Here is a 12,183-nt window from a genome sequence, read left to right as displayed (position 1 = left end):
AGCGCCGGCGGCGTCGCTCTGCGTCACGCTCAGCGCCTGGCTGTCGATCTGCGGCGCCGTCAGCACCGCGGCATAGCTGCCGTTGGCGCCGACCGTCGCGGTGCCGACCTCGTTGCCCGCGGCATCGCGGATGCTGATCGTCGCGCCGGCCTCGCCGCTGCCGGTCACCGTCGTGCCGGTCGGATCGATCGCCGCCACCGGGGCGGCGGGGGCGGTGAGATCGGGCGCGGTCAGTGCGAGCGGGGGCGCCTGATTGCCCGCGGCGTCGCTCTCGCGCACGCTCAGGCTCTCGCCATTGGCCTGCGCGGGCGTCAGCGTCACCGCGAAGCCGCCGTCGGCGGCGACCGTCGCGCTGCCGATCACGGTACCGGCCGCCGTGACGACGCTGACCGTCGCGCCGGCCTCGCCGGTGCCGGTCACCTGCGTACCGTCGGCGGAGACGGTCGCGACCGGCTGTACGGGTGCGGTCAGATCGGGGGCGGTGGTGCTGGCGCTGCCCGAACCATTGCCCGCGGCGTCCGACTGGCTCGCATCGACCCGCTCGCCGTTGACCTGCGGGGCGGAGAGCGTTGCGCTATAGCGGCCGTCGGCGGCGACGATCGCGGTGGCGAGCGCCGTACCGCCCGCGCCGCTGATCGTGACGCGCGCGCCCGGCTCGCCGGTGCCGCTGACCACCGTGCCGGTGCCGTCGATCGCCACCGTCGGAGCGGCGGGGGCGGTCACGTCGGGCGCGGTAACCGAGAGCGGCGGCGAGACGTTGCCGGCCGCATCGCCTTGCGTCACCGTGACCGCGCCGCCGTTCGCCTGCGGCGTCGTGAGCGGGACGCTGTAGCTGCCGTCCGCCGCGACCACGGTGCTGCCGATCACCGCGCCGCTCGCATCACGCACCGTCACGGTCGCGCCGGCCTCGCCCTGACCGCTGACGCTCGTCCCGGCCGCGTCGATCGTCGCGACCGGGGTCGCCGGGGCGGTCAGGTCGGGGGCCTGGATCGTCGCCGCGGGCGAGACATTGCCCGCCGCATCGCTCTGCGTGACGGTGAGCCGCTCATTGTCGACCCGCGCCGGGGTGAGGGGCACGGCGAAGCTGCCGTCCGCGGCGACGGTGGTGGAGCCGATCACCGCACCGGCGGCGTCGCGTACGGTGACGGTCGCGCCCGCCTCGCCCTGACCGCTGATCGCGCCGCCATCGGCGCGGACGGTGGCGGTCGGGGTTGTCGGCGGCGTCGTGTCGGGGGTGGGCGTCGGCGTCGGTGTGGGGGTCGCGCCGGTGCCGGTGCCGGTGTCAGGCGTGCCGCTGCCGGCCGCGGTCGCATCACTGCCGCCGCCGCTCGCCAGCGCGACGACGCCGCCCGCCGCCGCCGCGCCGCCGAGCAGGGTCGCCGGCAGCGCAAGCGCCGATCCGCCGCCGCCCGCTGCCGCGGTCAGATTGGTGAGATCGTCGATCAGCGAGAATCGCGGCACGCCCGTGCCGCGCGCCACCCACAGATGGCCGTCGTTTTCGCGCAACACCAGTTCGTTGGTGGTGGTCGCCTGCGCCGGGTAGAAATTGGCAACGTGCACCGTCCCGCCGTCGACCAGCCGCACCACCAGATCGCTGCCCTGCCGGTCGACGGCGGCGACCTGCGTCCGCGCGATATCGAGGCGGACGATGCTCGGCGCGTCGAGCGCGACATCGTTGCCGGTCACCTGATGGACCGCACCGGTCGCCTTGCTGATCACTTCGACGGACATGAGCACTATCCCCTATCGGTTACGCACGGCGCTTCCCCCACGGGCGGCGCTTTCCCGGACAGTAATCGCGGGAGGGGTTACGAAGCTGCTTCAATACCGTTTCCGGAACCAATAGTCGTTGTCGGCACGGACACGCACCTTAGGCTGATCTGCTTGCAGCAGGAGGCGCAATATCATGGAGCGTGACGTCGAATATTTGCGCCGGCGCGAGCAGCATGCCCGCGGCATGGCGCGCCGCGCCGACTGCCGGAAGGCACGGCGCGCGCATCGCCTCCTCGCCAGCGCCTATGCCGCGCGCCGGGCGGCGCTGTCGCCGGAGGCGCATCCGCTGCTGCGGCTCTGGCGGCGGTTGTGGGATGCGGCGGCGGGATAGGGGAACGCCGAGGCGGGCTCGTTCGTCCAGACCTGCGCACGTATCAACGGGAGCGCACATCGCTATGACGATCTTCAACAAGGACATGATCGACCTCGCCGGCCGCAACGAGCTGTGGCAGAAGGAAGTGTACCGCGATGCCAAGGTGCAGATCGTGCTGATGGCGATCCCCGCCGGCGAAGAGATCGGCATGGAGACGCACCCCGCCGACCAGACCACTTTCATCGTCGCGGGCGAGGCGCAGGTGGTGATCGATGGTCATGCCACCAAGGCGACGCCCAATCACCTCGTCGTCGTGCCCAAGGGCGCGCAGCACAATATCATCAACAAGGGCGGCGAGCCGCTCAAGTTGTTCTCGGTCTATGCCCCGCCCGCCGAACCGGAAGGCGCCGCGTTCAGGACCAAGGCGGAGGCCGAGGAGGCAGAGAAAGGCTTGCTGAGCAAGGCGGCGGACGCGGTGAAGGCGGCGGTCGGCCACTGATCCCAGGCTACGACTATCATCCGGTTTGCCAAAGTCTTTTGACGGCCCGAAGTAAATCGCGATGGAGTTTCGGCCGTTGCGGCCACAGCGACGAATTGCACATGGGATTCCGTATCATCTTGGGATGAAATGCCCCCGGATGATACGAATCCTGTTTGAATTTCTCCGATCATGGTGCATCCCACGCCGGGCGGCAGGTCCTTCGTTCGGAGCATGATCCTGGGCATGGCAGAGAATAACGCGGACCGGCTCGATGAGGCACGGCAATTGATTGCGACGGCGCTCGATCTGGTCGTCGCAGCCGATGAGACACTGGCGGCGGCGGAGCTCGAACAGGCGCTCGATACCGTCATCCGGCGCGGCGACGAGCTGCGTTTCAGTTCAAGCTCATCTCATCGACGCCCGTCTGCGACGCAATGACCGCCTGACAGGTTTCGGCGACCAATATCAGCCCGGCATCGGTTAGACGGATCATGCCGGCACTCTCGTACACCAGATCACGCTCGACCAGCAGGTCGATCCATCGCCGCGCCACCGGCGCGGAAACGCCGGTCGCCGCGATTAGCGGCGGTAGCGTCGCGCAATGATCGTCCGCCAGGAACACCGTATACAATAGATCCATCGGCGGATTGTTGACGAACTCGGGCGGCAGCGTCGTCCGCATCGCCCGTCGCGCCGCGACAAGTGCCCGCGCGACGCCTTGCAAGTGTTCCAGCATCGCCGGCGACCGCGCCGCGATCGCCTTTGCCCAAAAATCGATCCGGCGTACTTGCGGCATCGGCCCTATCGTCCTCCCTGAACTTGCTGTCTTTGGTTTCTGCCGAACCATGTGCAGGCATATAGCTTCAAAAAGATGTCTTTGCCATTTGTTCCGACCCGATCAGTCGGTAACGTCGATATCATACCAGATCGTTGCCGCGACGAACGCTTCGGCGGCTGACAGCGTCCTGCCATCGGCGAAGCGGATCGTCGCGACCGACCGCTCGGTGCCGCGGATCAGCACCGCGACGCGCAGCGTCTGGTCGCCCGCGCTGCGGCTGAAGGCGAGGATGCGGTCGCTGCCCTCGACCTCCGCCGGACGATAGTCGCCCGTGGTGAACAGCGCCGGCTCCGCCCGCCGCAGCGCCAGCAGATCGGCGATCAATCGCAGCTTGTTGGGCGCCTCGGCGCTGCCGAGCAGCGCGAGCCGGCGGTCGTAATCGACGGGGCGGCGGTTGTCGGGATCGACGAGGCTGAGGTCGGCGAGCTCGCACCCCTGATACAGGTCGGGCACGCCGGGCAGCGTCAGCCGCAGCGCGGTCTGCGCCAGGGTGTTGGCGAGCGCGGCGGGTGCGATCTCGGCGACGAAGGCGGTGACCTCGGCGCAGAAGCGCGGATCGGCGAGGTAATGGTCGACCAGCGCCGCCGCCGCCGCCTCATAGTCCGCGTCGGGTGCTTCCCAGGACGAGCGCAGCTTCGCCTCGCGCAGGGCCTTCTGCTGCCACGCCTTGACCCGTTCGGCGAAATCCGCGTCCGCGCCATCCTCTGGCCAGGCGCCGACGATCGTCTGCAACAGCATGTAGCGGTCGCCGCCGTCGACGTCATGGCCCCAGCCCCAGGCGAGCGCTTCCCACGCCTCGACGCGGGCGCGCCAGACGTCGGGGATGGTGCTCAGCACCGCGAGCCGGGCGCGGACGTCCTCGCCGCGTTTGTGGTCGTGCGTCGCGGTGGTCAGCATCGCCTGCGGCACCTCGCGCGCGCGGTCGATCATCAAGGCGTGGAACGCCTCGACCGGGACGCCGAGGATCGTCGCGTCAAAGCCGACGTCGTTGCGCGACAGCAGCCGGCCGGACCGATAGAAAGCGGTGTCCTCGACCGATTTGGCGGCGATCGGCGCGGACAATTGCTGGAACCGGCGCACCGCGTCGGCGGCATCGCCGGGCCCGTCGCCGGCGAGCCAGGCGAGGATACGGTCGACGACATGCGCCTCGCCGGGCGGGATCAGCCAGGCGACCCGTTCGCGCACCAGCCCGCGGATCGCGGCATCCTGCGGCGCGGCGGCGTCACCGGTGCCATAGGTGCGATAGACAGGGAAGACCCAGAGCAGCCGCTCGATCGCGCGGCGCAGCATCGCCGCGGTCACCGCCTCGTCGCGGTTGAGCCGCACGAAGGCGGCGACGCAAGCGTCGAGCTGACCGGAAAACTGCCAGGCGAGCAGATCCTGCCGCGCCTCGAACTCCTCCGCCTCGAACCCCTGATAGCGGCCGCTGACCTGCTGCCACAATTCCTCGAGCGGCAAGGCGCCGAGCGGATCGTGGACCAGCAACGCGACCTGTTCCATGAAGTCATAGCCGCTGGTGCCGTCGACGCCCCAGCCGACCGGCTGGCCTTCGTCCGCGCCGAGGATCTTCTCGATGACGATATAGGCGTCGTCGCCGAGGTGCTTACGCAGCGTGCGGCAATAGCCGATCGGATCGGTCAGCCCGTCGACATGATCGACGCGGACGCCGTCGATCAGCCCTTCCGCGTACAGGCGGAAATACAAGGCGTGCGTCGCCTCGAACACCGCCGGATCCTCGATCCGCACGCCGGCGAGATCGTTGACGGTGAAGAAGCGGCGCCAGTTGAGGTCGTCGTTGGCGACGCGCCAGCTCGCCAGCCGGTAATGCTGCTGCGCCAGCAATTCGGCGAGGTCGCCGTCGGTGGCGACATCATCGCGCAACGGAAAGCGATGCTCGCCATAGGCGACGACCTGCTGCCCCTCGATCGCCAGATCGCCCGCCGAGATCGTCGCGGTCAGCGTATCGCCGAGCACCGGCAGCAGCAACGGTCGCGACCAGTCGATGTCGAAGACGCGGGCATGCGGACTGTCCGGCCCGCGCGCCAGCACGTCGTTCCACCAGGCATTGCCGCCACCGGCGACGCCCATATGGTTGGGGACGATATCGATGACGACGCCCATGTCGCGCGCGTGCAGCGCCGCGACGAGGCTGCGGAACGCGTCTTCGCCGCCCAGTTCGGGGTTGATCCGCGTCGGGTCGATGACGTCATAGCCGTGCGTCGACCCGGCCGCCGCGACGGTGATCGGCGAGGCATAGAGGTGGCTGATGCCGAGATCGGCGAGATAGGGGACCAAAGCTTCGGCATCGGCGAAGGTGAAGTCCTTGTGGAACTGCATCCGGTAGGTGGCACGGGGCGGGCGGGGCGCGGTCATGCTGGGGTCTCGGCTGAGAGGAGGGCGGTGCGGCGCGCGACCTCGGGCCGGGCGAGCATGCCGGCGGTCGTGTCGGGCAGGCGGCGTCGCCAATTGGGATGTTCGTCGGTGGTGCCGGGCAGATTGGGCTGTTCGGCGATGCCGACCAGATCCTCGACCGGCACGATGGTCAGCGGGCAGGGTGCCTGCCGGGTGAAGGCGATCGCCGCATCGATCGCGGCATCGGCGTCCTGCGGCGGCGGTCCCTCGGCGACGCCCGCCTCGCGATAGGTGCGCCAGAGCGCCGCTTTCTCGCCGACGCGGCGCAGGCGGTCGGCGGGTTCGTCGTCGCCGCCGCGGCGCAGCTTGTGGTTCCACGTGATGTCGCGGCCCGTCCACCAGCCGGCGAGCGTCGCGGTGTCGTGCGTGCCGGTCATCGCCACCGCCGCCGCATCCCAGTCGCGCGCGGGCGTGAAGCCGTCCTCGTCGCGCTCGAACGGCAACACCCGCATGCCGAGCATGCCGCGTTCCGCCATCGTGTCGCGGAAGCCCGGCGGCACGGTGCCGAGATCCTCGCCGATCACGATCGCGCCGGCACGATGGGATTCGAGCGCGAGCAGGCGCAGCAGATCGTCGAACGGCATGGCCAGATAGGCACCGTCGCTCGCCGCACCGCCCTCGGGGATGACCCACAGCCGCTTGAGGCCGAGCGCATGATCGATCCGCAGGCCGCCGGCATGGCGCAGGCTGGCGCGGACCGTGCGGATGAAGCCGTCGAAGCCCGTGCGTCGCAAGGCAAAGGGCGACAGCGCGGTGATCCCCCAATTCTGCCCCTGCGGCCCGAGTGGATCGGGCGGCGCGCCGATCGACAGGCCGGTGAGCAGGTCGCCGCGCCGGCTCCACGCATGGCTGCCGCCCGCATCCATGCCGACCGCGAGATCGGCGATCAGGCCGATCTGCATCCCCGCCGCGCGTGCCGCCGCCTGCGCCTGTGCCAGGCTGGCGTCGGCAAGCCATTGCTGGAAGGCGTGGAACGCCACTGTCTCGCTATGGTCGGCGACGAACCGCGCCACGGCCGGTGCGGCGGGATCGTGATAGTCGGCGGGCCAGTCCTGCCAGCCGCACGCGCGCCGCTGCGCGAAGAAATGGCCGTGCAGCGCGTCGAAGCGGGCATGCTCCTCCCATTCGGGATGCGCCGCGCGGGCGGTGGCGAAATCGGCGCGCATCGCGTCCGGCGCCCGGTCGAATGCTTCGCGCAACCGGGTGAGCCGGTGCGGCCAGGTCTGCGTCCAGTCGATCAGCGCACCGCCCGCTTCCCCGGCGCCGTCGATCCCGGCGAGCGCCGGATCGGCGAGCAGCGCGTGATGATAGAGCCGGCTCGACGGCGCATAGGGGCTGAACCGCGCGGCATCGGCAGGAAAGAGGGCATGCGTCGGGCTGATCGCGAGCGCATCCGCGCCCGCCGCCGCGAAGTCGCGCGCCGCCTCGGCCAGCGCGCCGAGATCGCCGAACGGCGAGGGGCGCGATCCGCGCAGCGCCGGTATCTGCACCGCCGGACCCCAGCCATGCCCCGCCGGCGGCGCGACGCATCGCCGCGGCGCGATCGCCAGCGTCACCAAGCCGTCGCGCGTTTCGAGCCGGTGATAGCCCGGCTCATCGATCGCCGGGATCGTCCCGTCGGCGGCGATGACGACATCGCGCGTCTCGCCGCCGTCGATCGTCAGCCGCGCCGCCCCCGGGCTCGATGTTGTCCGTATCGCCGTGCCGATATCACCGGTGACGAATGCGTCGCCGTCCGTCCGCGTATCGAGCGTGTCGAGGATCGCGCGGACCACCGTATCGGCGACGCGATGCTGCCGGCCGTCGGCATCCTCCCACGCGACCTGCAGTCCGGCGGCTTCCGCTTCGTGCGCGAGGTCACTCATGCCGAGGCTCCGTTGGGGCGCGCAGAGGCGCGGAGGGCGCAGAGAGGGTGAGCCGTCCGAACGGGTTTGGCCCATACTGGAAAGGATTCACGCGAAGGCGCGAAGCCGCGAAGAGGATGCACCCGCTCTTCGCGGCTTCGCGTCTTCGCGTGGACCTCTTCTCTGCGTCCTCTGCGCCTCTGCGCGCAAAGATCCACGCTGAGGCATCCGTCGCCGTGAGAGGCAACAGCCGGCTTCCCATATCCGAGTGCTCCCGCGAAAGCCGGAGCCCAGGGTTGCGAAACCCTGACGTCGCTCTGCCGGGCCCTGGATTCCTGCATGCGCAGGAATACGGATTTGGGCGCGTGGCCACGGCGGTGGGTGAATGGCGGAGTGATCTGTCCGCTCACCGGGCGATCCACGCGCGGAAGCGCTCACCCTCGGCATGCAGCAAGTCGCCCGCCGCATCGGGCAATCCGCCCGGCGCGTCGGCAAGGTCGATCGCGATCGTCAGCGTCGCGCCATCGCCCAGCCGCCAGCGCGCCACCACCGCCGCCGCGCCGGTCGCTTCCGCGCCCAGTGAGGTCGTGCCGGCGAGATGCGGCACGATTGCCGCCTGCCGCAGCGCGATCAGATCACGGAGCAACCCGCGCCAGCGTGTCGCATCCGGTCCGGGCGTCGGGCGTGACGCCTCGAACGTCGCCACCGCATTGGGATCGGGGATGCGCGCGCGCGCCGCCGGATCGGCGAAGGCATCGAACTTGGCGAATTCCTTGCGCCGGCCCTCGCGCACCGCATCGGCGAGCGCGTCGTGGAAGTCGGTGAAGAACAGGAAGGACGTCTCGCTGCCTTCGGTGTCGCCCATGAACAGCATCGGCACCTGCGGCGCGAGCAGCAGCAGCGCGGTCGCCGCGCGCAGCCGGTCGGTGTCGGTCAGCCGCGTCAGCCGTTCGCCGAGGGCGCGATTGCCGACCTGATCGTGGTTCTGGAGGAAGGAGACGAAGCGCGTCGGCGACAGGTGCGCGCTCGGCGTGCCGCGGGGCTTGCCGTCGTGATTGCCCGATCCCTCGCCCTGATAGATGAACCCCTCGGCCAGGCAGCGCGCCAGCCGCTCCGCCGGCCGATCGGCGAAGTCGCTGTAATAGGCGCTGGTCTCGCCGGTCAGCAGGACGTGCAGGACGTTGTGGAAATCGTCGTTCCACTGCGCGTCATAAGCGCCGTCGCGCAGCCGTTCGGCGTCGTTGCGTTCGTTCTCGAGCACGAGATGGACGTGCCGGTCGGGCAGCGCGGCGCGGATCTCCGCCGCCATCGCGTCGAGGAAGGCATCGTCGCCGATCGCATGGACCGCATCGAAGCGGAGCCCGTCGAAGCGATACTCGTCGAGCCACATCAGGGCGTTGTCGATGAAGAAGCGCCGCACCGCCGGCTCGTGCACCGCGACCGCACCGCCCCAGGGCGTATGGACCTCGGCATCGAAGAAGTCGGGGGCATAGGCTGACAGATAATTGCCGTCCGGCCCGAAGTGATTGTAGACCACGTCGAGGAACACCGACATGCCGAAGCCGTGCGCGGTATCGACCAGCGCCTTCAGTTCGGCCGGGGCGCCATAGCTTTCCGCCGGTGCATAGGGCAGCACGCCGTCATAGCCCCAGTTGCGCGTGCCGCCGAAGGCGTTGACCGGCATCAGTTCGATCGCGGTGATGCCCAGCGCGGCGAGCGTCGGGATCTGGTCGATCACCCCGGCAAAGCCGCCGAGCACGCCGGCGTGCAGCTCGATCAGCACCGTCTCTTCCCACGGCCGGCCGCGCCAGTCGGGCGTCGTCCAGTCATAGGCGGGATCGATGACGAGGCTCCAGCCGTGGACGCCGCCCGATTGCGCTTGGCTCGCCGGATCGGGGACGGCGAGGTCGCCGATACGGAATCGATAGCGCGTGCCCGCCGGCACATCGGTGGTCGCGACGAACCAGCCGTCCGCCGCCGCATCCATCGCGATCGTCTCGCCCGCATCGATCTCCAGCGTCACCGCCTCGCACGCCGGTGCCCAGAGCGCGAACCGGGTGCGGCCGTCGTCGAGCAGCCGCGCGCCCCAGCGTTCGCTCATGCCGCCGCGTCCGCGTCGTCGCGCGGCAGCGTCCAGGTGACCAGCACTGCGCCCTGTGGTGCGACCTCGTACTGATCGTCGATCGTCAGCTCGCCCTGATCGGGCTTGGCGCTGTCGATCAGCACGGTCCGCTTGGCCTGCGGCGGCGGCAGGTGGAAGGTGACCGGATCGGCCGAGCCGTTGAGCAGCAGCGAGATCGCCTCGACTTCGCCCGCCGCATTGCACGACGCGCGGCGCATCATCAGCGCGCGTCCGTCTGGATTCTGCCAGTCGTCCGGACTGAGCCGGCCGCCGCGCTCGTCCCACCATTCGATGTCGTTGATGCCGTGGCCCGGCGTATCCTGTCCGTAGAGGAAGGTCGCCGCACGCAGCACCGGATAGCGGCGGCGCAACGCGGTGAGGCGCGCGACATAGTCGATCTGCGTCTGCCCCGCCTCGCTCGCCGCCGCCTGCCAGTCGAGCCAGCTGATCGCATTGTCCTGGCAATAGGCGTTGTTGTTGCCCTGCTGCGTGCGGCCGAATTCGTCGCCCGCGACCAGCATCGGCGTGCCGAGCGAGGCGAGCAGGGTGGTCAGCATCGATCGCTGCACCCGCCCGCGCGCGTCGTTGATCGCGGCATCGTCGGTCGGCCCCTCGTGGCCCCAGTTGCGCGAATGGTTGTTGTCGTGGCCGTCGCGATTGTCCTCGCCGTTCGCCTCGTTGTGGCGCTGCTCGTAGGTCACGGTATCGGCGAGGGTGAAGCCGTCGTGCGCGGACAGCAGGTTGATGCTCGCCCACGGCCGCCGCGCGCGCCGGTCGAACAGATCGCCCGATCCCGCCAGCCGCGCCGCGAGATCGCCGCGCTGCCCGGGATCGCCGCGCCAGAACTGGCGGACGGTGTCGCGATATTGGTCGTTCCACTCGGCGAAACCGGGCGGGAAGTTGCCGAGCTGATAGCCGCCGGGGCCGACGTCCCACGGCTCCGCCATCAGCTTGAGCCGGCCGAGCACCGGGTCCTGCCGCACCACGTCGAAGAAGGCCGCGCCCGGATCGAAACCATCGTCCTCGCGCCCCAGCGTCAGCCCGAGGTCGAAGCGGAAGCCGTCGATGCCGAAGCTCGTCGCCCAATAGCGCAGCGAATCTGTCACCATCTGGATGACGCGCGCCTTGCTGAGGTTGAGCGTGTTGCCGGTGCCGGTGTCGTTGATCGTATAGCGCGGCTGATCCTTCACCAGTCGATAGTAACTGGCGTTGTCGAGCCCGCGCCACGACAGCGTCGGGCCCTTTTCCGATCCTTCGCAGGTATGGTTGTAGACGACGTCGAGGATCACCTCGATCCCGGCCTTGTGCAGGCGGTGGACGGCGCGGCGCAGCTCGTCCTGGCTGTCGGTCGACATATAGGCCTGTTCGGGCGCGAAGAAGCCGAGCGTGTTATAACCCCAATAATTTTTGAGGCCCTTTTCCTGCAGGAAACGGTCTTGCGTGAAGCTGTGGATCGGCAGCAGCTCGAGCGCGGTGACGCCGATCCGCTTCAGATGCGCGATCACCGCCGGATGGCCGAGTGCGGCATAGCTGCCCCGTTCGCGTGGCGGCACCAGATCCATCAGCTTCGTCAGCCCCTTGACGTGCGCCTCGTAGATCACGGTTTCCGACCAGGGGGTGTTCGGCTTGGTATCGCGCGACCAGTCCCAATGATCGTCGACCACCACCGCCTTGGGCATGGCCGGCGCGCTGTCGCGCTTGTCGAAGCTCAGGTCCTCCCGGGCGTGGCCGACCTTGTAGCCGTGCAATGCGTCGGTCCATTTGATCTGGCCGTGCAGCCGCCGCGCATAGGGATCGAGCAGCAATTTGTTCGGGTTGAAACGGTGGCCGTTCTCCGGCTCGTAACGGCCGTGGGCACGATAGCCGTAGAGCAGGCCGGGCGCGGCATCGGGCAGATAGCCGTGGAACACCTCGTCGGTACATTCGGGCAGGGTGATGCGCTGCAATTCGCGCTTGCCCGACGGATCGAACAGGCACAGTTCGATCCGGTCCGCATTGGCGGAATAGACCGCGAAATTGACGCCAAGACCATCGAACGTTGCGCCCAAGGGATAGGGCGAACCGGCGTCGAGCCGGTCGGGTAAGGCGTGCACGGTGAGAGGACCCCCTTGAAGATGCTGCACCGCCCAACGCAGGTGCGGCGGGGAAGCTCCGCGCGACGTGTACACCCGGGCGCGGGCGGCGTATCGATGCGGCCGATACGCCGGCCCGTGACGGATCAGCGCTTGGCGAGCGGGTCGAGGCCCAGCGCGCGCCACTGGTCGAGCGACTTGCAGGTGCGGATCGGCAGGCGCGATCCGGTGACTTCGTCGACCAGGCAGACGCGCGGATTGGCGCGGGCCGGCGCGGCGGCGACGACGACCGGGGCGGGGGCGACGGGGGCGGCGATCGGGGTCGGCG

The 12,183-nt window shown here is 69.5% G+C and carries 10 protein-coding genes; 3 read left to right on the top strand and 7 right to left on the bottom strand.

What is annotated here, in order from left to right; translation table 11 throughout:
* On the bottom strand, positions 1–1,731 hold a 1,731-nt coding region (locus tag BW41_RS15665; RefSeq protein WP_037535463.1), incomplete at its 3' end, for an Ig-like domain-containing protein.
* Between the two features lie 175 nt (positions 1,732–1,906).
* Between BW41_RS15665 and BW41_RS15660 the strand changes: the two genes are divergently transcribed.
* The 3 genes from BW41_RS15660 to BW41_RS21070 all read left to right on the top strand — a co-directional run bounded on the left by BW41_RS15660 (position 1,907) and on the right by BW41_RS21070 (position 3,005).
* Complete coding sequence (locus BW41_RS15660; protein ID WP_037535462.1) at positions 1,907–2,104, top strand: hypothetical protein; 198 nt, start codon at positions 1,907–1,909, stop codon at positions 2,102–2,104.
* A gap of 64 nt (positions 2,105–2,168) precedes the next feature.
* Positions 2,169–2,585 carry a cupin domain-containing protein gene (locus BW41_RS15655; RefSeq protein WP_037535461.1) on the top strand — a complete coding sequence of 139 codons (417 nt, stop codon included), beginning with the start codon at positions 2,169–2,171 and terminating at the stop codon, positions 2,583–2,585.
* A 213-nt stretch (positions 2,586–2,798) separates the two neighbouring features.
* Complete coding sequence (locus BW41_RS21070; protein WP_152542349.1) at positions 2,799–3,005, top strand: hypothetical protein; 207 nt, start codon at positions 2,799–2,801, stop codon at positions 3,003–3,005.
* Here BW41_RS21070 and BW41_RS15650 read toward each other — a convergent pair.
* The 6 genes from BW41_RS15650 to BW41_RS21385 all read right to left on the bottom strand — a co-directional run.
* Positions 2,962–3,363, bottom strand: a complete 402-nt coding sequence (locus tag BW41_RS15650) for a hypothetical protein (RefSeq protein ID WP_037535460.1) — start codon at positions 3,361–3,363, stop codon at positions 2,962–2,964. The genes BW41_RS21070 and BW41_RS15650 overlap by 44 nt on opposite strands.
* A gap of 102 nt (positions 3,364–3,465) precedes the next feature.
* Positions 3,466–5,778: a malto-oligosyltrehalose synthase gene (gene treY / locus BW41_RS15645; protein ID WP_037535458.1), complete on the bottom strand. Its 2,313-nt coding sequence runs from the start codon at positions 5,776–5,778 to the stop codon at positions 3,466–3,468.
* Positions 5,775–7,682, bottom strand: coding sequence for a 4-alpha-glucanotransferase (gene malQ, locus BW41_RS15640; protein ID WP_037535456.1), 1,908 nt, complete (start codon positions 7,680–7,682; stop codon positions 5,775–5,777). Before malQ ends, treY begins: the two co-directional genes overlap by 4 nt.
* A 385-nt stretch (positions 7,683–8,067) precedes the next feature.
* Positions 8,068–9,762, bottom strand: a complete 1,695-nt coding sequence (treZ, locus tag BW41_RS15635; RefSeq protein WP_037535455.1) for a malto-oligosyltrehalose trehalohydrolase — start codon at positions 9,760–9,762, stop codon at positions 8,068–8,070.
* The gene (gene glgX, locus BW41_RS15630) at positions 9,759–11,876 is read right to left on the bottom strand and encodes a glycogen debranching protein GlgX (RefSeq protein WP_037535453.1); all 2,118 of its coding nucleotides are present in this window, start codon (positions 11,874–11,876) and stop codon (positions 9,759–9,761) included. The genes treZ and glgX overlap by 4 nt, the downstream gene beginning before the upstream one ends.
* 125 nt (positions 11,877–12,001) lie before the next feature.
* A partial coding sequence (locus tag BW41_RS21385; protein WP_037535452.1) for a hypothetical protein occupies positions 12,002–12,183 on the bottom strand: 182 nt, incomplete at its 5' end.

Source organism: Sphingomonas sp. RIT328, from assembly GCF_000632225.1.
Lineage (GTDB): Bacteria > Pseudomonadota > Alphaproteobacteria > Sphingomonadales > Sphingomonadaceae > Sphingomonas > Sphingomonas kyungheensis.
The sequence above is the reverse complement of the archived record's forward strand: the minus strand, read 5'-3'. Positions and strand labels throughout refer to the sequence as shown.

Excerpts from the sequence above, each read along its gene's own strand:
- BW41_RS15660 (WP_037535462.1), top strand. The coding sequence starts at position 1,907 with ATGGAGCGTGACGTCGAATATTTGCGCCGGCGCGAGCAGCATGCCCGC.
- BW41_RS21070 (WP_152542349.1), top strand. The coding sequence starts at position 2,799 with ATGATCCTGGGCATGGCAGAGAATAACGCGGACCGGCTCGATGAGGCA.
- BW41_RS15655 (WP_037535461.1), top strand. The coding sequence starts at position 2,169 with ATGACGATCTTCAACAAGGACATGATCGACCTCGCCGGCCGCAACGAG.
- treZ (WP_037535455.1), bottom strand. The coding sequence starts at position 9,762 with ATGAGCGAACGCTGGGGCGCGCGGCTGCTCGACGACGGCCGCACCCGG.
- malQ (WP_037535456.1), bottom strand. The coding sequence starts at position 7,682 with ATGAGTGACCTCGCGCACGAAGCGGAAGCCGCCGGACTGCAGGTCGCG.
- BW41_RS15650 (WP_037535460.1), bottom strand. The coding sequence starts at position 3,363 with ATGCCGCAAGTACGCCGGATCGATTTTTGGGCAAAGGCGATCGCGGCG.
- treY (WP_037535458.1), bottom strand. The coding sequence starts at position 5,778 with ATGACCGCGCCCCGCCCGCCCCGTGCCACCTACCGGATGCAGTTCCAC.